Source organism: Streptomyces sp. NBC_01808, from assembly GCF_035917395.1.
Classification (GTDB): Bacteria; Actinomycetota; Actinomycetes; order Streptomycetales; family Streptomycetaceae; genus Streptomyces.
Genome location: NZ_CP109072.1, coordinates 3,580,532 through 3,602,081, shown reverse-complemented (window position 1 = coordinate 3,602,081; position 21,550 = coordinate 3,580,532). Strand labels below are relative to the sequence as shown.

22 protein-coding genes and 1 pseudogene are annotated in these 21,550 nt (G+C 75.1%); 12 read left to right on the top strand and 11 right to left on the bottom strand.

Features of this window, described 5'->3' with window-relative positions; translation table 11 throughout:
* Positions 1–35: 35 nt before the first annotated feature.
* Positions 36–815, bottom strand: a complete 780-nt coding sequence (locus tag OG946_RS15500; RefSeq protein WP_326796700.1) for a M23 family metallopeptidase — start codon at positions 813–815, stop codon at positions 36–38.
* Positions 816–891: 76 nt separating this feature from the next.
* Here OG946_RS15500 and OG946_RS15495 point away from each other — a divergent pair, with 76 nt between their 5' ends.
* Positions 892–1,185: a hypothetical protein gene (locus OG946_RS15495; RefSeq protein ID WP_326796699.1), complete on the top strand. Its 294-nt coding sequence runs from the start codon at positions 892–894 to the stop codon at positions 1,183–1,185.
* A 45-nt stretch (positions 1,186–1,230) separates the two neighbouring features.
* Here the strand turns inward: OG946_RS15495 and OG946_RS15490 are convergent, their stop codons facing one another.
* Positions 1,231–2,688, bottom strand: coding sequence for an MFS transporter (locus tag OG946_RS15490; protein ID WP_326796698.1), 1,458 nt, complete (start codon positions 2,686–2,688; stop codon positions 1,231–1,233).
* A gap of 99 nt (positions 2,689–2,787) precedes the next feature.
* On the opposite strand from OG946_RS15490, the gene OG946_RS15485 reads away from it, so the two are divergent.
* Positions 2,788–3,396 (top strand): TetR/AcrR family transcriptional regulator, encoded by a 609-nt coding sequence (locus OG946_RS15485; RefSeq protein ID WP_326796697.1) that lies wholly within the window; start codon positions 2,788–2,790, stop codon positions 3,394–3,396.
* 22 nt (positions 3,397–3,418) lie between these two features.
* On the opposite strand, the gene OG946_RS15480 is transcribed toward OG946_RS15485, so the two are convergent.
* The 3 genes from OG946_RS15480 to OG946_RS15470 all read right to left on the bottom strand — a co-directional run bounded on the left by OG946_RS15480 (position 3,419) and on the right by OG946_RS15470 (position 6,779).
* Positions 3,419–4,300 (bottom strand): phosphatidylinositol-specific phospholipase C/glycerophosphodiester phosphodiesterase family protein, encoded by an 882-nt coding sequence (locus tag OG946_RS15480; RefSeq protein ID WP_326796696.1) that lies wholly within the window; start codon positions 4,298–4,300, stop codon positions 3,419–3,421.
* A gap of 207 nt (positions 4,301–4,507) precedes the next feature.
* On the bottom strand, positions 4,508–6,169 hold the full coding sequence (locus tag OG946_RS15475) for an acyl-CoA dehydrogenase family protein (protein ID WP_326796695.1): 1,662 nt from the start codon (positions 6,167–6,169) through the stop codon (positions 4,508–4,510).
* Complete coding sequence (locus tag OG946_RS15470; RefSeq protein WP_326796694.1) at positions 6,153–6,779, bottom strand: TetR/AcrR family transcriptional regulator; 627 nt, start codon at positions 6,777–6,779, stop codon at positions 6,153–6,155. Before OG946_RS15470 ends, OG946_RS15475 begins: the two co-directional genes overlap by 17 nt.
* A gap of 79 nt (positions 6,780–6,858) precedes the next feature.
* Between OG946_RS15470 and OG946_RS15465 the strand changes: the two genes are divergently transcribed.
* The 5 genes from OG946_RS15465 (at position 6,859) to OG946_RS15445 (ending at position 10,276) form a co-directional block, all read left to right on the top strand.
* Positions 6,859–7,329, top strand: coding sequence for a GNAT family N-acetyltransferase (locus tag OG946_RS15465; protein ID WP_326796693.1), 471 nt, complete (start codon positions 6,859–6,861; stop codon positions 7,327–7,329).
* Positions 7,330–7,415: 86 nt separating this feature from the next.
* Positions 7,416–8,606: a helix-turn-helix domain-containing protein gene (locus OG946_RS15460; RefSeq protein ID WP_326796692.1), complete on the top strand. Its 1,191-nt coding sequence runs from the start codon at positions 7,416–7,418 to the stop codon at positions 8,604–8,606.
* A gap of 110 nt (positions 8,607–8,716) precedes the next feature.
* On the top strand, positions 8,717–9,139 hold the full coding sequence (locus OG946_RS15455; RefSeq protein ID WP_326796691.1) for a recombinase family protein: 423 nt from the start codon (positions 8,717–8,719) through the stop codon (positions 9,137–9,139).
* Positions 9,136–9,333: a hypothetical protein gene (locus tag OG946_RS15450; RefSeq protein ID WP_326800478.1), complete on the top strand. Its 198-nt coding sequence runs from the start codon at positions 9,136–9,138 to the stop codon at positions 9,331–9,333. Before OG946_RS15455 ends, OG946_RS15450 begins: the two co-directional genes overlap by 4 nt.
* 172 nt (positions 9,334–9,505) lie before the next feature.
* Positions 9,506–10,276, top strand: a complete 771-nt coding sequence (locus OG946_RS15445) for a hypothetical protein (protein ID WP_326796690.1) — start codon at positions 9,506–9,508, stop codon at positions 10,274–10,276.
* Between the two features lie 238 nt (positions 10,277–10,514).
* Here OG946_RS15445 and OG946_RS15440 read toward each other — a convergent pair whose 3' ends face one another.
* On the bottom strand, positions 10,515–10,736 hold the full coding sequence (locus tag OG946_RS15440) for a DUF2277 domain-containing protein (protein WP_326796689.1): 222 nt from the start codon (positions 10,734–10,736) through the stop codon (positions 10,515–10,517).
* 58 nt (positions 10,737–10,794) lie between these two features.
* Positions 10,795–12,222 carry a hypothetical protein gene (locus OG946_RS15435; RefSeq protein WP_442814620.1) on the bottom strand — a complete coding sequence of 476 codons (1,428 nt, stop codon included), beginning with the start codon at positions 12,220–12,222 and terminating at the stop codon, positions 10,795–10,797.
* A 151-nt stretch (positions 12,223–12,373) separates the two neighbouring features.
* Here OG946_RS15435 and OG946_RS15430 point away from each other — a divergent pair, with 151 nt between their 5' ends.
* Together OG946_RS15430 and OG946_RS15425 are read left to right on the top strand one after the other, a co-directional pair.
* Entirely contained in the window at positions 12,374–13,645 is a 1,272-nt protein-coding gene (locus OG946_RS15430; protein ID WP_326796688.1) for a molybdopterin-dependent oxidoreductase, read from the top strand.
* Positions 13,642–14,211: a hypothetical protein gene (locus tag OG946_RS15425; protein WP_326796687.1), complete on the top strand. Its 570-nt coding sequence runs from the start codon at positions 13,642–13,644 to the stop codon at positions 14,209–14,211. The genes OG946_RS15430 and OG946_RS15425 overlap by 4 nt, the downstream gene beginning before the upstream one ends.
* On the opposite strand, the gene OG946_RS15420 is transcribed toward OG946_RS15425, so the two are convergent.
* From OG946_RS15420 to OG946_RS15410, 3 genes and pseudogenes are all read right to left on the bottom strand, one after another.
* Positions 14,099–15,052 (bottom strand): class I SAM-dependent methyltransferase, encoded by a 954-nt coding sequence (locus OG946_RS15420; RefSeq protein WP_326796686.1) that lies wholly within the window; start codon positions 15,050–15,052, stop codon positions 14,099–14,101. The genes OG946_RS15425 and OG946_RS15420 overlap by 113 nt on opposite strands.
* Positions 15,049–15,822, bottom strand: a complete 774-nt coding sequence (locus tag OG946_RS15415; protein ID WP_326796685.1) for a TIGR04282 family arsenosugar biosynthesis glycosyltransferase — start codon at positions 15,820–15,822, stop codon at positions 15,049–15,051. Before OG946_RS15415 ends, OG946_RS15420 begins: the two co-directional genes overlap by 4 nt.
* 290 nt (positions 15,823–16,112) lie before the next feature.
* Positions 16,113–16,778 (bottom strand): annotated as a pseudogene (locus OG946_RS15410) (glycosyltransferase family 2 protein); the annotation flags it as partial.
* Positions 16,779–16,903: 125 nt separating this feature from the next.
* On the opposite strand from OG946_RS15410, the gene OG946_RS15405 reads away from it, so the two are divergent.
* The gene (locus tag OG946_RS15405; RefSeq protein ID WP_326796684.1) at positions 16,904–17,728 is read left to right on the top strand and encodes a response regulator transcription factor; all 825 of its coding nucleotides are present in this window, start codon (positions 16,904–16,906) and stop codon (positions 17,726–17,728) included.
* On the top strand, positions 17,725–18,879 hold the full coding sequence (locus OG946_RS15400; protein WP_326796683.1) for a sensor histidine kinase: 1,155 nt from the start codon (positions 17,725–17,727) through the stop codon (positions 18,877–18,879). Before OG946_RS15405 ends, OG946_RS15400 begins: the two co-directional genes overlap by 4 nt.
* A gap of 36 nt (positions 18,880–18,915) precedes the next feature.
* On the opposite strand, the gene OG946_RS15395 is transcribed toward OG946_RS15400, so the two are convergent.
* Positions 18,916–19,965 (bottom strand): NAD-dependent epimerase/dehydratase family protein, encoded by a 1,050-nt coding sequence (locus OG946_RS15395; protein WP_326796682.1) that lies wholly within the window; start codon positions 19,963–19,965, stop codon positions 18,916–18,918.
* 156 nt (positions 19,966–20,121) lie between these two features.
* On the opposite strand from OG946_RS15395, the gene OG946_RS15390 reads away from it, so the two are divergent.
* Positions 20,122–21,531 (top strand): family 2B encapsulin nanocompartment shell protein, encoded by a 1,410-nt coding sequence (locus tag OG946_RS15390; protein WP_326796681.1) that lies wholly within the window; start codon positions 20,122–20,124, stop codon positions 21,529–21,531.
* Positions 21,532–21,550 lie beyond the last annotated feature (19 nt).

Below are 21,550 nucleotides of genomic sequence, written 5' to 3'. Positions count from 1 at the left end.
ATGAGCCCGGGGCGCCGCTGTGCGTGCGGGGTGTCTCAGAGGTCGATGCCGTACTTGGCGAGGTAGGCGACGGGGTCGATGTCCGTGCCGTAATCGGTGCCGGTGCGCACCTCGAAGTGCAGGTGCGGCCCGGTGGTGTTGCCGGTGTTGCCGGAATCGCCGATGCGGGTGCCGCCCTCGACGCGGTCGCCCACGGCGACGGACATCCGGTCGAGGTGGGCGTAGAGGACGTAGTGGCCGTCGGCCATCCGGATCAGGATGTGGTTGCCGTACGCGCCCTCGGTGGAGGTGCTGTGGACCTCGCCTGGGCCGACGGAGTACACCGGGGTGCCGGTGGGGACGGCGAGGTCGACGCCGGTGTGGTGGCCGGCGATCCAGCCGTCGCCGGGGAGGCCGTAGCGCGCGGAGATCCGGTATTCGGCGTTGACCGGGGCGGTCCAGCCGGGCGCGGGCGCGCGGAGGGCCTGGCCGGGCCGCAGCAGGTTCGGGTCGGCGCCGATCACGGACCTGTTGACCTCGTACAGCCGGTCCAGCGGCACCCCCAGCCGGCGGGCGATCGCCGTGAGGGTGTCGCCTTTGCGTACGCGGTACGAGGGCGGCGCCGGCTCCGCGGGAGCGGCGCCGGGGGGGTGCCGGGCGTACGCGGCGGGCGGTCCCGCGGCGGTGGCGGCCGCGGCACCCGTGGCGGACGCGGCGGACGTGGCGCTCGCCGCGCCCGCCGTGCTCGCTCCGGCGAGGGCCGCGAGCAGGGCGGCGAGGACAACGGCGACGGCGGTGCGCCGCATTCGGGGGGAGAGATGACGTCTTGTTGACACGGCGTCACGCTAGGTGCGCGCCCACCCCGATTTGGCGACGGCGCGCCGGGATCACTCCACGACGAGCCGTACCGGGATGTTGCCGCGGGTCCCCGGCTATCGCGGCTGCCCCTTCATCAACGCCGCCGCCGAGTACCCCGACCCGGACCACCCGGTGCGCCGCGCGGTGACGGACTACCGGCGCTGGTTCCGCGGCCTGATGCGGGACCTGCTGGCCGCGGACGGCCACCCGGACCCCGAGCACACGGCGGACCTCCTGCTGGTGCTGCGCGACGGCCTCGTCGTCGGCAACGACCTGGACGACGCGGCGGCGCTGCGGAAGCTGACGCGGGACGCGGTGGAGCGGGTGCTGACCCCGCGGGCGGCCTGACCGGGGCGCGTACGCGTACGGACCGGCCGCCCGCCCGTACGAAACTCAATGCCCCGGCGCCGCCGGTGTCACCCTCGCCCGCTGCCGGCGGCCGAGCAGCGCCCCCGCGGCCAGCGCTCCGGCGAGGACGAGCGCGGCGTTGACGCCGACCGCGGTCCTGACCCCGTCGAGCACGGCTTCCGGCCCGGTGCCGTCGGCGGCGGTGATGCGGGCGGTGGCGATGGCGCTCATCACCGGGATGCCCATGGTGATGCCGACCTGCTGGGTCATCGTGGCGAGGCCCGTGGCCAGGCCCTGTTCGGAGTCGGGCAGCCCCGAGGTGGCGGTGACCATGAAGCCGACGATCATCAGCATGTTGCCGACCCCGCCGGCGAAGGTCGCCGCGAGCAGCAGCCAGATCCAGCCGCCCGAGGTGCCGAGCGCGAGCAGCGCCGCGGTGGCGGCGGCCTGGGCCGCGCCGCCGTAGACGATCGCCGCACGGCTGCCGACGCGGCCGACGACCCGGCCGCCGAGGGTGCCGCCGAGGACGGTGCCCAGGCCCAGGACGCCGAAGGCGAGGCCGGTGGCGAGCGGGGTGTAGCCGAGGACTTCCTGGAGGTAGAGGGTGAGGAGGAAGACCAGGGAGGTCTCGGTGAGGAACGCGACCAGCCCGGCGGCGTTGCCCCACACGACGGTGGGCCGGCGCAGGATGCGTACCGGCACCAGCGGCTTCTCCGCCCGCTTCTCCACGAACCAGAACGCGGTGAGCAGCGCGGCGCCCCCGCCGAGCGCGGCGAGCGTGACCGGCTCGGTCCAGCCGGCCTCGCCGGCGTGGGTGAGCCCGTAGACGACGGCGAGCAGCCCGCCGGTGACGGTGACCGCGCCGGGGAGGTCGAGCCGGGGCCGGCCCGCGGGGCGGGAGTCGGCGATGACGGCGGGGGCGACGGCGAGGATCGCGGCGGTCACCGGCACGTTGACGAGGAACGCCCAGCGCCAGGAGAGCAGGTCGGTGAGCAGCCCGCCGAACACGGCGCCCGCGGTGAACCCGGCGGACATCAGCGCCCCGTTGAGCCCGAGCGCCCGCTGCCGCAGCGGGCCCTCCGGGAACGCGGTGGTGAGCAGGGAGAGCCCGGCCGGGGTGACGGCGGCGGTGGCCAGGCCCTGGAGTACCCGGGCGACGAGCAGCATCCCGGGGGAGGTGGCGAGGCCGCCGAGCACGGAGGAGAGGCCGAGCAGGGCCATGCCGCCGAGGAAGAGCCGCTTGCGGCCGAAGAGGTCGGCGATCCGGCCGAAGAGGAGGGTGAAGCCGGCGGCGGCGAGTGCGAAGGCGGTGGCGATCCACTGCAGGTGCGCGAGCGGGAAGCCGAGCCCCGCGCCGATGACGGGGAGGGCGACGTTGAGGATGGAGAAGTCCACCGCGACCATGAACTGGGCGCCGAGGAGAAGGGTGAGCACGAGCTTCTGCCGCCCGGTCATGCGGAGGGCGGGGGCCGCTGCTGCGGCGGCCTTGTCGAGCACGGACATGGAGGTTCCCTTCGGGCTGGGCTAACGGGACTTGTGTTCCGTTAAGCTGAAACCGAAGGTAGCAGAGAACCCGGCGCTAATGAAACTGGAGACCCGTTAATGAACTCCGAGCCCGATCCCGGCACCCTCAGGCCCGGGGGCCGCACGGCCCGGGTCCGCGCGGCGGTCCTCCGGGCCACCGGGGACGCCCTGGCGGAACAGGGCTTCGCCCACCTCGACCTCGCCGACGTCGCCCGCCGCGCCGAGGTCGGCAAGACCACCGTCTACCGCCGCTGGGGCTCCGCCACCGGGCTCGTCGCCGACCTGCTCGCGGACATGGCGGAGCAGTCCGTACCGCGTAGCGAGACCGGCACCCTCCTCGGCGACCTGCGCGCCAACGCCCGCCTCGTGCTGGACACCCTCACCGACCCGCGGCAGGGCGCGCTGTTCCGCGCCGTGATCGCGGCAGCCACCTGCGACGACCGTACGGCGGCGGCCCTGCACCGGTTCTACGCGATCCGCATCGCCGAGTGGGCCCCCTGCGTCGAGCAGGCGGTGGCCCGCGGCGAACTCCCCGCCGGCACGGACCCGCACGAGGTCGTCCGCGCCGTCTCCGCCCCCCTCTACTACCGCCTCCTCGCCAGCGGCGACCCCCTCGACCCCGCCGCCGCCGACCGCGCCGCCGAGGCGGCGGCGGTGGCGGCGCGGGAGGGGGCGTACGTCGTGTGAGACCCGCGGCTCCGGCGGGACGTCAGGCGTCGTGCTTGCGGAGGAAGGTCTGCAGGCCCGCGAGGTCGTCGGTGTTGATCCAGTCCACGTTCGCGTCGAGCAGCGTGCGCCATATGTTGTCGCGCGCCTCGCCCGGGGCGTCGGGCGTGGCCCAGAAGCGGATGGTCTGGCCCTGCCGGTGGGCGGTGTGGACGATCAGGTTCAGCCAGTTGCGCTCGGCGGCCGGCATCGTGCCGGTGCCCTGCCAGGTGAAGCTGGAGTTCCAGTTGCCGCTGATGAGCGGGATGAACGAGGCGGGGACACCGGAGTTGATGTCGTCGTGGCGGCCGTCGTAGAAGGCGTAGCGGAGCTTCTCGGCCTCCATCGGCGCGCGGGCTCCGCGGTCGCCGGAGATGACGGCGGTCACCGCGCGGCGGCGGACCTTGCCGCCGGTGGCGGAGCTGAAGATCGAGCCGTAGCCGCGCAGCACCTCGGACAGCGCGCGGTACGTGGGGTCGCCTGCGGTCTTGAGGTCGATGAGCAGTTGCAGGGTGAGCGCGTGGCCCTTGTAGACGCGGCCGCCGTTGGCCCGTATGCGGCGGGCCAGCGGGTCGAGGTAGAGCGCCTGGAGCGTACGGGCCGGGTCGAGCTGCGACTCGTCGTGGGCGACGAGGAGCTGGCCGTCGACCAGCCAGATGTCCGACTCGACGCTGGCGAAGCCGTGGTCGAGCGCGTCGAGGAGCGGGCGCTCGTGGAGGTAGTCGTTGTGCGCGTGCGCCCGCTTGAGCGGCGCGGGCCCGCGGCCCCGGTCGCCGTCGCTACGGTCGGCGGCCTGGGCGTACGCGGGAAGCCCTCCGGCGAGCGCGCCGCCGGCGACGGCGGCGGACAGCGTGGCGACGGCGCGGCGTCTGGAGTAGGCGGACAAGGGTCCCTCCCCTGGTGCGGCGTGCAGGATGGACCGAAGTATCGACCGGCCGGGGCGACTTGCACAGGGTGCCCGCGGTGAACGGGAGTTGACCCGCGCGGGGCAGGCGGCGGCGGCCGGTCCCGTACGGCCTACGAGGCGCGCCCGCCCGGCCCGTACCGTACGAACCGGTGGGGGCGCGCCCCGTGCCGTGCGAGGCTCCTCGCCTCAGCTCCCGCCGTACTCGCCGCCCGACGGGCGGGCCCGCTTGAGGATCGCCTCCGTGTCCGCCCCCGGCGGCAGCGTGCCGAACGCCAGCCCGCCGTCGCCGCCGAGGCGGCTTGCGCAGAAGGCGTCCGCCACCGCCGCGTCGCCGTGCCGGTGCAGCAGCGCGCCCTGGAGCACCAGCGCCATCGACTCGACGACGCGCCGCGCCCGGTACTCCACCGCCGTCACGTCGGCCAGGTCCTTGCGCAGCCGCCCGATCGCCGCGTCCAGCCGCGCGTCGGCGCCCGCCGCGGCGCCGACCTCGGCGAAGAACGCCGTCACCGTCTCCGGCCTGCGGGCCATCGCGCGCAGCGCGTCGAGCGCGGCGACGTTGCCCGAGCCCTCCCAGATCGACGGCAGCGGCGCCTCCCGGTACAGCCGCGGCATGCCGGACTCCTCGACGTACCCGTTGCCGCCCAGGCACTCCAGCGCCTCCGCGGCATGCGCGGGACCGCGCTTGCACACCCAGTACTTGGTCACCGCGAGCCCGATCCGCCGGAACAGCGCCTCCTGTTCGTCGGCCTGGCCCGTCTCGCCGCGGTCGACGGCGCCCGCGAGGCGCATGCCCGCCACGGTCGCCGCCTCGGCCTCGACGGCGAGGTCGGCGAGCACGTTCGCCATCAGGGGCTGGTCCGCGAGCCGCGCGCCGAACGCCCGCCTGTGCTCGGCGTGGTGCAGCGCCTGGACGACGCCGAGGCGCATGCCGCCCGCGGTCGCGAGGGCGCAGTCGAGCCGCGTCATGTTGACCATCTTGATGATGGTCTTCACGCCCGCCCCTTCCTCGCCGACGAGATGGCCGACCGCCCCTTCGTACTCGATCTCGGCGGAGGCGTTGGAGCGGTTGCCGAGCTTGTCCTTCAGGCGCATGAGGCGGATGGCGTTGCGGGTGCCGTCCGGCAGCATGCGCGGGACGAGGAAGCAGGACAGCCCGCCGGGCGCCTGGGCGAGGGTGAGGAAGACGTCGGACATGGGCGCGGAGGTGAACCACTTGTGCCCGGTGAGCGCGTAGAGCCCGTCGCCGTCGCCGATCGGCACGGCGCGGGTGGTGTTGGCGCGTACGTCGGAGCCGCCCTGTTTCTCCGTCATCGACATGCCCGCGATGAGGCCGGACTTGGTGGTGGGCGGGCGAAGCCCGAAGTCGTACGCGGCGGAGGTCAGCAGCGGCTCGTACGCGGCGGCGAGATCCGGCGAGGTGCGCAGGGCGGGGACGGCGGCGTACGTCATGGAGACGGGGCACAGGTGGCCGGCGTCGGTCTGACCCCAGACGAAGAGCTTCGCGGCGCGCGCGACGTGCGCGCCGGGCGTGCGCTCCCGCCAGGGCGCGGCGTGCAGCCCGTGTCCGACGGCGGTACGCATCAGGTCGTGCCAGTGCGGATGGAACTCGACCTCGTCGATCCGGTGCCCGTAGCGGTCGTGGGTGCGCAGCACGGGTGGCTGCTCCTCGACGCTGCGGGCCCACTCCTGGGCCTGCGGCCCGCCGGCGAGGAGCCCGAGTTCGCGCACCTCGTCCTCGGCCCAGGAGGCGCCGTGGGCGCGGAGGGACTCCAGGAGGGCGGGGTAGGCGGAGACGTCGTAGGAGGTGAGGGGCGGGGGCTGGTTGGTGACCTCATGGGTGGTCGGCATGGGGGACTCCCAGGGCTCGCAGGGTGAAGGCGACGAGGTGCGCGGGTGTGTGGGGCCCGGGCCCGTCCGTGCGGCCGGTCGCGCCGGACAGCGGCCCGATGAGGGCCTCCGCACACGCCCCGACGAGCCCGGCGGCGGTCAGCAGCGGATCCTGCCGCGGCAGCCGCCCGCTGGCGGTGCCCTCGGCGATACGCGCCGCGAACACGTCGCGGAACGCCCGCCGGAAGACGAGGCGTTCGGCCTCGACGGCGGTGTCGACGGGCTCGGCGAGCAGCGCGTACGCCAGCCGCGGACTGGCCAGCGCCCGGCGCGCGAACGTCTCCACGGCGGCGGCGACCCCCTCCGCGGGGTCTTCGGGCCTGCCCGCCGCGGCGGAGACGGCCTCGACCTCGGCGGTGACGACGCTGCGGAACAGCTCGACGGCGAGCACGGACTTGCTGGGGAAGTGCCGGTAGACGCTGCCGGTGGCGATACGGGCCCGCGCGGCGACGGCGGCGACGGTGCAGCCGGCGTACCCCTCGTCGGCGAGCAGCGCGCGGGCGGCGCCGAGGACGGCGTCCCGCCGGCCGTCCATCCGCGCCTGGACGGCGGGGGTGCGGCGGTAGGGCATAGGAAGGATTGAAGCAATGATTCATGGCTTCAGCAAGGGCGGGGCGGTGATGTCAGTGGGGGGTGCGAGACTCGTCGGCATGACGGAGGACATCCTGCTGAGAGATGTGGTGGAGGAGGACCTGGAGGTCTTCTTCGCGCACGAGCACGACCCGGAGAACGTGCGCCGGTCCCACTTCCCGCCGCGCGAGCGGGAGCGCTTCCTGACGCACTGGCGGGAGCGGGTGATGGGGGACCCGACGGGCCTGGTGCAGACGGTGGAGGTCGACGGGAAGGTCGCGGGGAACGTGGTGGCGTGGTGGGACGGCGACCGCCGGTTCCTGGGTTATGTCTTCGGCCGGGAGTTCTGGGGCCGCGGCATAGGCACACGCGCGGTGGCCGCGTTCCTGGAAGTGGAACGCAACCGCCCCCTGCACGCGGACCCGTACGTGGGCAACGAGGGCTCGGTCCGGCTGCTGAAGCGGCTGGGCTTCCAGCAAACGGGCTCGGAGTGGAACGGCGAGGACGAGCACGTGATGCTGGTCCTGGATGAGGCGGGTGCGGTGGCGTAACCGTCCGCGGGCTGGGGCCGTTTGCGGGGTAATCGCGGGGTGTCCCGCGGGTACGGTTCTGGTGTCGTCTCAGAACGGGAGTCAGCATGCCCGACCATCCCGAAGAGCACATCGGCGACCGCCTGCGATCGGTACGGAAGCGCCGTGGGCTGACGCAGAAGGAACTCGCCCGAGGAGCAGGTGTCTCGCTGTCGCTCGTCTCAAAGCTGGAGCAGGGCGAACTCACCGACACGCGCATGGAGACCGCGCACGCGCTCGCCCGCGCGCTGCGCGTACCGACGACGTCCCTCCTGGCAGCGCACGAGGAAGCCGAGAAGGCGCCCGCCTCCGCCGAGGACCGGTGGGCGCCGGTGCGGAACGCGCTGCTCGCCCCGGTCGACACGCTGGACGAGCCGCCCACGGTCGAGGGCCTGCGGGACGCTCTCACAGCCGCCCAGCCCCTCGTCGTCGGCGGCAAGTTCGCCGAGCTGGGCGCTCTGCTGCCGTCGATGCTGCGCGACGCCGATGCCGTCGCCCAACTCGGCGTCGAGGGCCGCGCGGTGCGGATCCGTGTCCTGCAACTGGTCGGGTGGCTGATGACGCAGACTCGCCAGTTCGACACCGCGGACATCGCGCTGGAGCGGTCGCTGGACGATGCGAGCGATCGCCTGCAGGCGGTGGCCACGGCCAACGCCCAGTGCTGGCTGCTGCTCCGCCGCGGCCGGCTCGCTGAGGCGCGCGAACTGGCCACGCGGTGGGCCGACGAGATGGAGCCGCGCCTCTCGCGCGCGACCATGACGGAGCTGGCGGCGTGGGGGTGGATGCTCGTCCGCGTCTCGGCGGCCGCCATCCGGGACAACCGCGCAGGCGAAGCCGAAGACGCGCTGCGGCTCGCGCACGCCGCCGCGGTGGCGATGGGCCGGGAGTACGCGCCGAGGATCGACGTCATCCGGACCTTCGGCCCCGTGACGGTGCAGTTGAAGCTGGCGGAGAACGAGTCGATCAGCGACCGGCCGGACCTGGTGCTGAAGCGGGCCGAACGGCTCCCCACGACGGCGTTGCAGGCGGTGACCAAGAGCAACGGCAACCGCCATCTCCTCACCGTCGCGCATGCCTACACCCGGCAGCGTCAGTACGCCGAGGCCGTGGGCGTCCTCTCCGACGTCCGCAAGCAGTCGCCGGAGTGGCTGCCGAACCAGCGCTTCGCACGCGACATCCTCGGCCAGGTGGTCAAACGGCGCCGCACGCTCACACCGGAGATGCGCGAGCTGGCGGACACCGTTCGACTACCACTCTGATCTGCGGACTTACGAGTTCCGGGCCTCCTCCTGCCGGACTGCCATGGTGACCACACCAGCGGCGCTTCTACGGTCGGTGACGATCTGATCACCGACGACAGGTGAGCGTCATGGACACCCCCACCCCAGGCACGGCCACCCGGCCCACACTCGCGTTCCTCTACGACCGGCACGCCACTCTGGCGACCGCCGCTCTGGACGAGCGCATAACGCGATGCCGCCGGTACGCCGTCGAGCGGGGCTGGGTGGTCGCCGGGGAGTGGGTCGACCGCGGGGATGCCGCGCTCACGAACTGGCCGCGGCCGCAGTGGGAGGCGATGACGTACGCCATGCGGCAGGCCGCCGCCCGTGCCGTGTGCCTGGTCGAGTCGTGGGACCGGATCAGCCGGGACCGGGAGGGCAGCGCGATCCTGCGGCTGGCCGTCCACCAGGTCGGCGGGTACTGCATGACCACCGGCGGCGAGGACGACCTCGAACCCGGCCGCGGGCGGATCACCGTGACCGCACCGCTGCCGCGAAGGGCGCGGCCGTGAGCGACGGGCCGTGGACGCGGATGGCGGAGCCGGTGCACCTGCCCGACGCGTGGCCGCTCGTGGAGCCCGAGCCCGTCGCCGGATGCGGGCGGTGTGCCGAGTTGGCCGCGGGGCGGACCGCCGCCCGCGCGTCGGGGGACCTGTCCGCCGTCAGTGACGCCAACGTCCTCCTCCGCCGACACCCCGGGCACTGAACTCCCGCCCCCTGGTCCCCGGTACTCGCGCCAGGGGGCGGGCCCCCGGCCCGGCACGTACCGCCCGGGACGGGCCCCGGACACGCGGCGGTACGCTGCGCGCCATGGTCAGCGTCAGACATCACGACATCTGCCCGGCTGCCGCCACAGCACCGGGCGGTGGGGCGTAGACGTGGTCCGCGAGCACAAGGACGGCGGGCCGACGCTGACGTTCGACGAGCCTCTTCCGAGTCCGGGGGCAGAGCCGGCCGTGTCCACCCTCGGCCAACTCGTGCACGGCATCCGGCGCCTCTGGCCGCTGGTCCGGCCTCTCAGTGCGGAGGCCATCATCGGCTGCCTCGACCGCGAGACCAGCTATCCGGACATCGAGGTCAGACCGCAGCGCCCGCACTGGTTCATCCACGAGCGCGCGGCGGCCCGGCCGGCCGGCCGGCAGGGACTCGACGTCCTCGACCCCTGGCACGTCGACCCGGTCGTCGAGCCGGTCGCGGATCTCTCCGCCGCCGCGATCGAGTCCTGGCTGGCACGCGCACAGGCGCAGGCTTCTCCCGCGCCCGGCACCCATGACGTCGGCTGGACGGACCTGTGGTTCAACGCTACTCGCGCCCTGGTCCCCGGCCCGTACGCACCGGATGCGACCGCACATGTCGCCCTGCATGTCGCCGAGGTCCGCGCGGTCGCGAACGTGCCCCTCCAGTGGCGGGAGGGAACCGCCTGGGTCGCCGGGCCGACCCGCGAGATGCGGCAGTTCGGAGCGCGCGCGCCGATCACGCTGCACGCCTCGAACTACGGCCTGGTGGAACTGGCGGTCTCCGCGAACTGGTCACTGTGGAGCGAGGACGGATCGCCGGGGCGCACGGCGCTGATCGACGTCGCCCGCGACCTCGTCGCCGACGGGTGGTGCGTCACCCACGGCACGGAGTTCTTTCACGAGCTCGCTTAGACGGCAGGCAGGGCGCAAGCCGTAGCGCGGGCGGGCGGAAGGCGCGGGGCGGAAGACGCGGGGTCTACGCCTTGCGCAGCAGGCCGCCGTACTCGTAGAGCCGCTTGGCGCGCTTCGTGGCGTCGACGTACGGCGACAGCTCCGGGGGGACCGGCTCCAGGGGCGACTGGAAGGGGTCCGGGCGCCAGTCGGGAGGTCCACCAGCCCGGCAACCGGGCCTCCCGCGGCCGGCTGACGGCTACGCCGCCCCCTTGCCGCTCCGGACGACGAGCGAGTCCAGCAGCTCGTGCGTCACGGCGGCGATCTCCTCCACCGCCTTGTCGAACGCCTCCGCGTTGTGCGGCGCGGGATGGCGGAATCCGGAGATCTTCCGTACGTACTGCAGAGCCGCCGCCCGCATGTCGCCGTCGGTGACGGTGTCGGCGTACGGGGGGCGCAGGGTCTTGATGCTTCGGCACATATGTACGACGGTACGCCGTACCACTGACATCCGGACGGGGCCGGGAAGGGGCGGGGGGCTACCAGCTCGTGACCAGCAGATGGTTCACGACCAGCGCCACCGCCGCCTGTGCCGTCAGCCAGGCCCGGTGGTCGCGGGCCGGGAGCAGGGCGGCGGCCGGCAGCAGCCAGAGCGTGAACGGCAGCCAGATCCGCTCCGTCTCCGCCTTGCTGAGCCCCGAGAGATCGGCCGCCACGAGGCAGGCGAGCCCGGCGACCGCCATCACGGCCACGGCGTACGCGGACGGCGCAGCGGACGACTGCGCTGACGGGCGTGCGGAGCGCCGCCGCCAGGCGGTCCGTACCGCGCGACGCGTGCCCGCCACCGCCGCCAGGCCCGCGCTGAGCGCCGCGACCGCCAGGTTCGCCCACACCCAGTAGCCGTACGGGCGCTCTCCGCCGAAGCCCTGGTAGTAGCGCTCGTGCAGCAGCTCGTACCCCTCCCACCACCAGAAGCCCGCCGCCGTGAAGACCACCGCGACCGGCAGCGCACCCGCCACCGCCCACCCCGCCGTCCGCAGCACCGCGCCCCGCCGCCCGCCGCGGGCGGCGTACCCCAGCACCGCCGCCACCGGCAGCACCAGCAGCGTCAGCCCGTACGAGAGGTACACCGCCCACCCCAGCAGCAGCCCCGCACCCGCCGCCGCCACGGCGGGGCGCCGGGCCGTACCCGTCGCCGCGAGCGCCAGCAGCGCCAGGCCCCACGCAACCACCGCCGCGAAGTAGCCGTCCGCCGACACCCCGGCCCAGACCGCCCAAGGACCCAGCACCAGGAACGGCGCCGCGCGCCGCGTACGCTCCTCGCCGCCCAGCGTCCGCAGCGTCACCAGTACCGCGACCGCCGCGGACCCGCCCACCGTGATGCAGAAGACCGCCGCCCACGCCCCGCCGCCCAGCCCCGCCCGGTCCAGGCCGACGAACGTGAGGATCGCGGCGGGCGGGTGCCCGGCGATGTGCGCGGGCCAGTTGTCGGGGGCCTGGATCAGGATGTGGTCGGTGAAGGTCCGTACGGCGTGCCCCAGGTCGGCGAAGCGGGCGACGGTCTCCGGCCGGGCGTACTCGTTCGGCGCCGTGAGCTGCTCCGCGACGCCCGCCTGCCAGCCGTCGACCAGCGCCAGCGACCAGATCCACGCCATGCCCGCCGTCCAGGTCGCCAGCAGCAGCCGCCGCCACGGCAGCCGGTCGGCGAGCGGTGGCCCGTACGCGACGACGGCGGCGGCCACGGCGAGCGCCGCGGGGGTGCCGGGCCCGTAGTGCGGCAGCCAGACGGCGGACAGGGGCGGGAAGCGTACGTGGAGGATGTCGTTGCCGTTGACGGCCCGCCCGATGACCACCGCCGCGGCGATCGCGGCGACGGCGAGGCAGGCGGCGAGGAGGTCCCAGCGGCGCCCGGCGGCCGGGGCGGAAGCGATGGTCCCGGCCCCCGTCCCGGCTCCGGGGACGGGCACGGCTCCGGCGGCGGGCGGCCGGGTGGGCGAGGAGGTCACGCCGTCACGCTAGGCAGCCGCGGGGCGCCCGCGCAGGGAACGCGCGGCGACGTCACGCTTTCGTCAGGAGTCGTTGCGGTGATACGCACGTATCCCCGGCCTACCGTGGTCCATGCCCGCCGTACGCCCGCCGGCCCCCCGCCCCGGCACCGCCCAGGGGTCCGCCCTGCCCCCGCCCGGCCCGTTCCGCCCCGCCTTCTGGCGCAGCCCGCTGCGCGGCCCGTGGTTCACCGCGCTCCTCGGCACGGTCCTCCTCGCCGGCCTGCCCCTGATGCTGCTGACCGGCTTCCTGTCGTACGCCGCCTACAACCCCGACCTCCCCGGCAACGACACCACCCCCGGCAAGGGCCTCCTCGGCTTCTACCTCTTCTCCTGGCCCACAGACCCGCACTGGCTCTACCGCCTCAACCAGGGCGTCCACGTCACCCTCGGCGTCGCCCTCGTCCCCGTCCTGCTGGCGAAGCTCTGGTCCGTCCTGCCCCGCCTCTTCGCCTGGCCGCCGCTGCGCTCCGCCCGGCACGCGCTGGAGCGCGCCTCGACGCTGCTGCTCGTGGGCAGCGGCCTCTTCGAGTTCGCGACCGGCATCCTCAACATGCAGCTCTTCTACGTCTTCCCCGGCTCCTTCTACACCCTCCACTTCTACGGCGCCTGGGTGTTCCTCGGCGCCCTCGCCGTCCACCTCGCCACCCGCGTCGGCAAGCTGCGCCGCGGGCTGCACGACCGGGGCATGGAGGAGCTACGGGCCACGGAACCCGCGCCGCCGACGATCTCGCGGCGCGGGGCCGCGGCGCTGGTGGGCGCCGGGTCGCTGGGCCTGGTCGCGGTCACCGCGGGGCAGAGCATCGGCGGCCCGCTGCGCCGCACCGCGCTCCTCGCCCCGCACGGCGGCGCGGACCCGGGCGAGGGGCCGAACGGCTTCCAGATCAACAAGACCGCCGCGGACCTCGGCATCGAACCTGCCGACATCGGCGAGCGCTGGCGCCTGGTCGTACGCGCCGGGAACGGCCGCCCCACGGTGCTCACCCGGGCGGAACTGCTGGCGCTGCCGCAGCACACGGCGGCGCTGCCGATCGCGTGCGTGGAGGGCTGGTCGACGGACGACCAACTGTGGCGCGGGGTCCGGCTGGCGGACCTGGCCGCGCTGGTGGGCGCGGGGGAGGCGGACGGGGTGTTCGCGGAGTCGGCGCAGCAGAAGGGGGCGTTCCGCGCGGCGTCGCTACGGGCCAACCAGGTACGCGATCCGCGGTCGTTGCTGGCACTCCACGTCAACGGCGCGGTGATGTCGCGCGACCACGGGTACCCGGCGCGGATCATCGTCCCGGCGAACCCGGGCGTGCACAACACGAAGTGGGTCACGAGGCTGACGTTCGGGGAGCTGCCGTGAGCGCGGACCGGCCGGAGAGCGGAGCGGGCGGGTCGAGCGGCACGGGCGGCACGGGCGGCACGGGCGGATCGCGTACGGAACGGGCCGCCCCCGGGCCCGTACGCCGCCTGCTCGCGCCCGGGCCGCTCCCCACCCTCGTCCTCCTCCTCGCCTCCTTCGCGCTCACCGGCTACGCCGGTGTCCGCCTCTTCGGCAAGGACCCCCTCGGCGTCGCCCTGTGGCTGGCCGTTGCGGCGGTGCTGCACGACCTGGCGCTACTGCCCCTGTACTCGCTCGCCGACCGCGGCGCCCAGCGCGTCCTGGGCCCGCGGCTGGTGAACTACGTGCGCTTCCCGGCCGCCGTCTCCGGGCTGCTGCTGCTCGTCTGCTTCCCGCTCATCACCCGCCAGGTGGGCCGCTACGAGACCGTCACCGCGCTGCCCGCCGACGCCTTCCTGTACCGCTGGCTGCTCATCACCGCCGCGCTGTTCGCGGCGTCCGCTCTGGTGCTCGCAGCGCGGCGAACTGTCGCCCGCCCGCGGTCCAGCGGTCCTCCTCCCGCCAGCGGCCCGCCGCCGCGTACCTGAGCAGGGCGGGCAGCCCGACCCGGGCCCAGGGGAAGGGGGCGCGGTCGGGGCGGCGGCCCGCGGCAGGGCTGTGGGTGCCGTGGGTGCCGTCGGTTCCATGGGTGCCGTGGGTTCCGTCCGTGACGTGGACGTGCACGCGCTCGTCCACGTCGTCGTCCGCGGCGACCTCGACGACCAGCCGCCCGCCCGGGCGCAGCAGCGCGGCGGCACGGGCGAGGAGTGCGGCGGGGTCGCCGCCGATGCCGACGTTGCCGTCGACGAGGAGCGCGGTGCCCCAGCGGCCCTCGCCGGGCAGCGGTTCGAACACCGACCGGCGCAGCGCGGCGGCGCCCCGCGACCGGGCGTGCGCGACGGCCTCGGAGCTGACGTCGACGCCGAGCGCGGGCTGCCCCAGCGCGGCCAGCGCGGCCACGAGGCGGCCGGGCCCGCAGCCGATGTCCAGCACGGGCCCGGTACACCGCCGCAGCACGGTCACGTCACCCCCGTCGGGCACCCCGCACCACCGCTCCACGTCGAGCGGCAGCAGCCACCCGTCGCGCCGCCGGAGGAAGAGCGGCCCGCCGCCGCTGCGCAGGGCACGGGCGTAGGGGTCGGCACGGTCCCAGGCGTCGTCGGGGACGCCGGTGCGGGGCGAGGGAGTCGCGGGGTGGGAAGTCGCGGGGTCCGGCGGGGCGGTGGCGGTTCGCGGGTCGTACGGACCGGCCGCCGGTCGGGCGGCCGGCCGCGCGGCGGGCCGGGCGGCCGGCGGCCGGCCCGTGCCGGCTGCGGCCGTCCCCGACCGTGCGTCGGTCCCGGCAGTCGGGGCGGGGTCGGGTGAGCGGCGGGGTGGGGGCGAGGTCATCCGGCGGCTCGGTCGAGTGCCGCGTCGTCCGCCGCCGCGGGGTGCGTGGCCGCGTCGCCCGGTGCCACGTGGTCCGAAGCCGCGCCATCCGAGGCTGCGTCGCCCGGTGCGGTGGCCGCGCGGGCCGCGCGGGTCCAGGCGTCCAGGCGGTGGGCCGTGGCGGCGAAGCGGCTGTCCGGGGCGGCGGCTTCGGCGACCCGCGGGACGTCCGCCGGGGTGTCCACGTCGCGGAGCGGCGGCAACTCCCGTACACGCAGGCCCGCCTCGACCAGCCGCCGGTGCTGCGCCGCACCCGTGTGCGGCGTCGACATCGGTACGCCCCGCAGCAGTTCCGGGTCCGGCCGCGCCAGCCCCAGCGCCCAGAAGCCGCCGTCCGGCGCCGGGCCGAGGTAGGCGTCGCAGGCCGACCAGGCGTCCGCGGCGAGGGCGGGCGCCAGCAGGGCGGCGGTGAGTTGCGGGGTGTCCATGCCGACGAGCAGCGCGGGGCCCGTACACCCGCCGAACGCGGCGGCCAGCCGCTCGTCGAGCCCGCCTGCGGCCTGCGGTACGACGGTGAAGCCGGGCGGCAGCCAGTCGCCGGGAGCGCCGTCGAGGACGAGCACGCGGCGCCGGGCGGGCAGGTCCCGTACGACGGCGAGGGTGTCGGCGAGCGCCGCCTCCGCGAGCCGGGCGGCTTCGGCGGGGGTGTAAGCGGGCGTGAGCCGGGTCTTGACCCGGCCGGGGCGCGGCTCCTTGGCGATGACGAGTACGGTGACGCCCCCGCCCTTCACCGCCCGCCCCCCGCACCCCGGCCACCCGCGGCGGCACCACCGCCGGAACGGCGAACCGCACCCCCGGCCCCGGCCTCCCGGATATCGCCCCCGCCGTACTCCGAACCCGAACCCGAATCCGCACGCGCCCCCGCGTCCGCACCCCCCTGCGCGCCCGCGCGAGCCCCCGGGCCCGCAACCGCATCCACGTCAGCACCCGAACCCGCGCGCCCAACCGCGCCCGGCCCCGAAGCCGTGCGTCCCCCCGCACCCCTGCCGGTCCCGAACACCCCGACGCCCCCCGCGCTTTCCCCCGGTGCCGTCCGCCGGACATCCCGCAGGACGCCGCTCATGTCGTGGACCGCCTGCCACGTCCCCCGCCACGTCCCCGTCACCTTCGACTTCCCCGTCCGCGGCGCGTACGGCACCGGCAGCTCCGCGATCCGCCACCCCGCGTCCGCGGCCCGTACCACCGTCTCCAGCGGGTACCCGCTGCGCCGGTCCGCCACCCCGAGACCCAGCAGCGCCGCCCGCCGGGCAGCCCGCATCGGGCCCAGGTCGTGCAGCCGCACGCCCGTGCGGCGGTAGAGCATCAGGCCCAGCGCCGCGTTGCCCGCCCGGGCGTGCAGGGGCCACGCCCCGCGCGCGGTCGGGCGGCGGCGGCCGAGGACGAGGTCCGCCGTGCCGGCCGTGACGCGGTCGGTGAGCAGGGGCAGCAGGCCGGGGTCCAGCGAGCCGTCGCAGTCGCAGAAGCAGACCAGTTCGGCCGTGGCCGCCCGCAGGCCCGCCGCGCAGGCGGCGCCGAAGCCGCGCCGCGGCTCGTGCACGACGGTGGCGCCGAGCGCGCGGGCGAGGTCGCCCGAGCCGTCCGTGGAGCCGTTGTCGACCACGATCGCGCGCCAGCCGGCGGGGATCCGGGCCAGCACCCGGGGCAGCGCGGCTGCTTCGTCCAGACAGGGGAGTACGACGTCGGTCATGGTCACCACCCTACGAGCGCAAAAGCCGCATATCGGATGCACGGTTCTTACGAATCACGGACGTCGCCCGCCGCCGTCCGTTCGGCCCGCGCCCATCCGTCACCCGGCCGTGGCACGCTGGCGCTATGGACCTCGTCCCGCCCACCATGACCCGGCCGCCGGACGGCCGGGCCCGCGTGCTCGTCGTCGACGACGACCCCACCGTCGCCGAGGTCGTCGCCGGCTACCTCGACCGCGCCGGCTACGCCGTCGAGCGCGTGGAGGACGGCCCGCAGGCGCTGGCCGCCGCCGCCTCCGCGCGCCCCGACCTCGTCGTGCTCGACCTGATGCTGCCCGGCATGGACGGCCTGGAGGTCTGCGCGAAGCTGCGCGCCACAGGACCCATACCGGTGATCATGCTCACCGCCCGCGGCGACGAGGACGACCGCATCCTCGGCCTCGAACTCGGCGCCGACGACTACGTCACCAAGCCCTTCAGCCCCCGCGAGCTGGTGCTGCGCGTGGAGTCCGTGCTCCGCCGCAGCCGCGCCGCGGCGCCCCGCGGCGGCGAACTGAGCGGCGCCGGGCTCACCTTGGACCCCGCGGCGCGCCGGGCCGCCAAGCACGGGGCCGAGCTGGCGCTGACCCTGCGGGAGTTCGACCTGCTCGCGCACTTCCTGCGGCACCCGGGGCGGGTGTTCGGGCGGGAGGAGCTGATGCGGGAGGTGTGGGGCTGGGAGTTCGGCGACCTGTCGACGGTGACCGTGCACATACGGCGGCTGCGCGGCAAGGTCGAGGACGACCCGGCCAGGCCCCGGCTGATCACCACGGTCTGGGGCGTCGGCTACCGCTTCGACACCGCGGTACGGGACGGGACGTACGACGGCGAGAAGACCCCGGAGCACGAGCCCGGCCCCGCCACCCGCACCGGCGCCGCGCCCGAGACCGGTCCCCCGGGAGGCCGCCCGTGAACGACATCCTCCTCATGGCCGCCTTCGCCTTCCTCGGCGCCGCCGTCGCCGGCCTCCTCGGCGCCGTCGCCCTGCGCCTGCTGCGCAACCGCTCCCTCGTCGTCTCCGTCTCCGTCGTCGCCGCGACCGCCGTCACCGCCATGCTCCTCGGCACCCTCGCCGTCGCCCGGGAGATGTTCCTCTCCGGGCACGACCTCACCGTCGTCAGCATCGTCTGCCTCATGGCCGCCGTCGTCGCCCTCGCCACCGCCGTGCTGCTCGGCCGCTGGGTCGTCGCCCGCAGCAACGCCCTGGCCGCCGCGACCCGCTCGTTCGGCCACGCCTTCGACACGGGCGGCTCCTTCGCGCCCCCCGCGGGCGGCGCGACCGCCGAGCTGGCCGCATTGAGCCGGGAGCTGGCGGCGACCGCCGAGCGGCTGGCGCAGTCGCGGCAGCGCGAGCGGGCGCTGGATGCCTCCCGGCGCGAGCTGGTCGCGTGGATCTCGCACGATCTGCGTACGCCCCTGGCCGGGCTGCGCGCCATGGCGGAGGCGCTGGAGGACGGCATGGCCGCCGATCCCGGGCGCTACCACCGGCAGATCCGCGCCGAGACCGAGCGCCTCGACGCCATGGTCGGCGACCTCTTCGAACTCTCCCGCATCCACGCGGGCGCCCTCGCGCTCGCGCCGACCCGGATGTCGGTCTACGACCTCGTCGGCGACGCGCTCGCGGGCGCGGATCCGCTGGCGCGTGAGCGCGGCGTACGGCTCGTCGGCGAGCCGCCGGAGCCGGAGCCGGCGGCGGCGGTGCCGGTGGAGGTCGACGGCAAGGAGATGACCCGGGTATTGGGCAACCTCCTCGTCAACGCCATCCGCCGCACCCCCGCGGACGGCACGGTCGCGGTCACCGTCACGGTCCGGGAACGGGAGGGCGCGGCGGTCGTCGTCTCGGTCACCGACCAGTGCGGCGGGATCCCGGAGGAGGACCTGGCGCGGGTCTTCGACACCGGGTGGCGGGGCAACCACGCCCGTACGCCGGTGCCGCCCGCGGGGGCCGGGCTGGGGCTCGCGATCGTGCGGGGGATCGTCGAGGCGCACCGCGGGCGCGCGGAGGTACGCAACGTGCCGGGCGGCTGCCGCTTCGAGGTCACCCTCCCAGCGGCCACCGGCTGACGCTTCGCGGTCCCCCGGCGGCCGGCGGCCGACGCCTCAGGGCGCCGCGCCCAGCGGCGACTTCGCGAACTCCGTCACGCCCTCCGCGAACCCCACCGCCGGCCGCCACCCCAGCTCCGCCCGCAGCCGCGCCGAGTCCGCCGTGATGTGCCGTACGTCCCCCAGCCGGTACTCGCCCGTGACCCGCGGCGCGGGACCGCCGTACGCCGCGGCCAGCGCCGTCGCCAGCTCGCCGACGGTGTGCATGTCCCCGCTGCCCGTGTTGTACGCCGTGAGCGTCCCCGCCGCGACGTCCTCGTCCCCGTACACCGCCTCCAGCGCCCGGACGTTGGCCTCCGCGACGTCCCGTACGTGGACGAAGTCCCGCCGCTGCGCCCCGTCCTCGTACACCCGCGGCGCCTCGCCCCGCGCCAGCGCCGAGCGGAAGAAGGAGGCGACGCCCGCGTACGGGGTGTCGCGGGGCATCCCCGGGCCGTAGACGTTGTGGTAGCGCAGAGACACCGCACGCGCGCCGGTGACGCGCGCCCACACGCCCGCGACGTGTTCCTGCGCCAGCTTCGTCGCCGCGTACACGCTCCGGGGGTCCACCGGCGCGTCCTCCGCCACCAGACCCGGCGCCAACTCCGCGCCGCAGCGCGGGCACCGCGGCTCGAAGCGCCCGCCCGCGAGGTCCGCCGCCGCCCGCGGCCGCGGCCGTACGGCGCCGTGCGCGGCGCAGTCGTAGCGCCCTTCCCCGTACACGACCATCGACCCCGCCAGCACCAGCCGCCGCACCCCCGCGTCGGCCATGGCGGCGAGGAGCACGGCGGTGCCGAGGTCGTTGACGCCGACGTACGCGGGCGCGTCGGCGAAGTCCTCGGTGAGGCCGACCATCGCGGCCTGGTGGCAGACGGCGTCCGCGCCGGCGAGCGCCGCCGCGACGGCGTCGCGGTCCCGCACGTCGCCTTGGAGGTACGTGTCGCACGTACGACCGGGCGGCCCCCCATCCCGTACGTCCAGCACCACCGCCTCGTGCCCCCGCTCGGCGAGGGCGGAGACCACGTGCGATCCGATGAACCCGGCGCCGCCGGTGACGAGTACGCGCATGCCTGCGAGCCTAGGATCGCCGGCGGCGGAGGGCGGCGACTGCCACGCCCACCGTCATACTTCGGTAAGAGCCAGCCCTATCCAGGAATCAAGACAGATATTCCTACTCTTTCGAGCGATTGCTGCCGCTTTGCGCCGAAGCCTAGCTTCGGTGGCATGACGACCTCGCCAGAAGAAACGTCCGCGTCCGTCGAACTCCCCGCCCGGCTCAGCCTCGACACCGCCGCCGCGCGGAACCTCACGACCACCACCAAGACGCCCCCGCAGATGCAGGGGATCTCCTCCCGCTGGCTGCTCAAGGCGCTGCCGTGGACGGAGGTCAAGGGTGGTGCGTACCGGGTGAACCGGCGCCTCACCCACACGCTCGGCGACGGACAGGTCGAGTTCACCTCGGTCGGCGACGAGGTGCGCGTCATCCCGCAGGAGCTGCGCGAGCTGCCGCAGTTGCGCGCGTACGAGGACGAGGAGGTGCTGTCGGCGCTGGCCGACCGGTTCGAGCAGCGGGAGGTCGCGCCGGGGGACGCGGTCGTGTCCGCGGGGGCGGTGGCGGACCAGGTGGTGCTGATCGCGCACGGGCGGCTGGAGCGGGTCGGCACCGGGAAGTACGGGGACGAGACCGTCCTCGGCCTCCTCGCCGACGGCGACTACGTCGGCGGGGAGGTGCTCCTCGAAGCCGACGGGACCTGGCCGTTCACGGTGCGGGCCCAGACCCGCGGCACGGTGCTCGTCCTCGCCCGCTCCGCGCTCGACGAGCTGCTGGCACAGGCGGCGGGGCTGCGCGAGCACCTGGCGGCGTTCGGCGCCATCCCGCAGCAGCGGCAGAACAGCAAGGGCGAGGCCGAGATCGAGCTGGCCTCGGGCCACCACGGCGAGGCGGAGCTGCCGGGCACGTTCGTGGACTACGAGCTGACGCCCAGGGAGTACGAGCTGGAGGTCGCGCAGACCGTGCTGCGCGTCCACAGCCGGGTCGCCGATCTCTACAACGACCCGATGAACCAGGTCGAGCAGCAACTGAGGCTGACCGTCGAGGCGCTGCGCGAGCGCCAGGAGCACGAGCTGATCAACAACCGCTCCTTCGGCCTGCTGCACAACGCCGACCTCAAGCAGCGCATCCACCCCCGCTCGGGTCCGCCCACGCCCGACGACCTGGACGAGCTGATCTCCCGCCGCCGGCAGACGCACGTGCTGCTGGCCCACCCGCGGGCGATCGCGGCCATCGGCCGGGAGTGGAACAAGCGGGGCATCTACCCGCCGCGCACGGAGTACCTGGGCAGCGAGGTCAACAACTGGCGCGGCATCCCGCTGCTGCCCTGCAACAAGATCCCGGTCACCCAGGAGGGGACCAGCTCGGTGATCGCGATGCGGCTCGGCGAGGCGGACCAGGGCGTGGTGGGGCTGCACCAGACGGGGCTGCCGGACGAGATCCGTCCGGGGATGAACGTCCGGTTCATGGGGATCAGCGACAAGGCGATCATCTCGTACCTGGTGAGCACCTACTTCTCCGCGGCGGTGCTCGTCCCGGACGCGCTCGGCATCCTGGAGGACGTGCAGATCGGCGCCAACTGACCGAGGCGCGACGGCTCCC

What these genes read in the sequence shown, in the direction of transcription:
- OG946_RS15495 (WP_326796699.1), top strand. Translation starts at nt 892, where the DNA reads ATGTTGCCGCGGGTCCCCGGCTATCGCGGCTGCCCCTTCATCAACGCC.
- OG946_RS15490 (WP_326796698.1), bottom strand. Translation starts at nt 2,688, where the DNA reads ATGTCCGTGCTCGACAAGGCCGCCGCAGCAGCGGCCCCCGCCCTCCGC.
- OG946_RS15485 (WP_326796697.1), top strand. Translation starts at nt 2,788, where the DNA reads ATGAACTCCGAGCCCGATCCCGGCACCCTCAGGCCCGGGGGCCGCACG.
- OG946_RS15475 (WP_326796695.1), bottom strand. Translation starts at nt 6,169, where the DNA reads ATGCCGACCACCCATGAGGTCACCAACCAGCCCCCGCCCCTCACCTCC.
- OG946_RS15470 (WP_326796694.1), bottom strand. Translation starts at nt 6,779, where the DNA reads ATGCCCTACCGCCGCACCCCCGCCGTCCAGGCGCGGATGGACGGCCGG.
- OG946_RS15465 (WP_326796693.1), top strand. Translation starts at nt 6,859, where the DNA reads ATGACGGAGGACATCCTGCTGAGAGATGTGGTGGAGGAGGACCTGGAG.
- OG946_RS15460 (WP_326796692.1), top strand. Translation starts at nt 7,416, where the DNA reads ATGCCCGACCATCCCGAAGAGCACATCGGCGACCGCCTGCGATCGGTA.
- OG946_RS15455 (WP_326796691.1), top strand. Translation starts at nt 8,717, where the DNA reads ATGGACACCCCCACCCCAGGCACGGCCACCCGGCCCACACTCGCGTTC.
- OG946_RS15440 (WP_326796689.1), bottom strand. Translation starts at nt 10,736, where the DNA reads ATGTGCCGAAGCATCAAGACCCTGCGCCCCCCGTACGCCGACACCGTC.
- OG946_RS15430 (WP_326796688.1), top strand. Translation starts at nt 12,374, where the DNA reads ATGCCCGCCGTACGCCCGCCGGCCCCCCGCCCCGGCACCGCCCAGGGG.
- OG946_RS15420 (WP_326796686.1), bottom strand. Translation starts at nt 15,052, where the DNA reads ATGACCTCGCCCCCACCCCGCCGCTCACCCGACCCCGCCCCGACTGCC.
- OG946_RS15405 (WP_326796684.1), top strand. Translation starts at nt 16,904, where the DNA reads ATGGACCTCGTCCCGCCCACCATGACCCGGCCGCCGGACGGCCGGGCC.
- OG946_RS15395 (WP_326796682.1), bottom strand. Translation starts at nt 19,965, where the DNA reads ATGCGCGTACTCGTCACCGGCGGCGCCGGGTTCATCGGATCGCACGTG.
- OG946_RS15390 (WP_326796681.1), top strand. Translation starts at nt 20,122, where the DNA reads ATGACGACCTCGCCAGAAGAAACGTCCGCGTCCGTCGAACTCCCCGCC.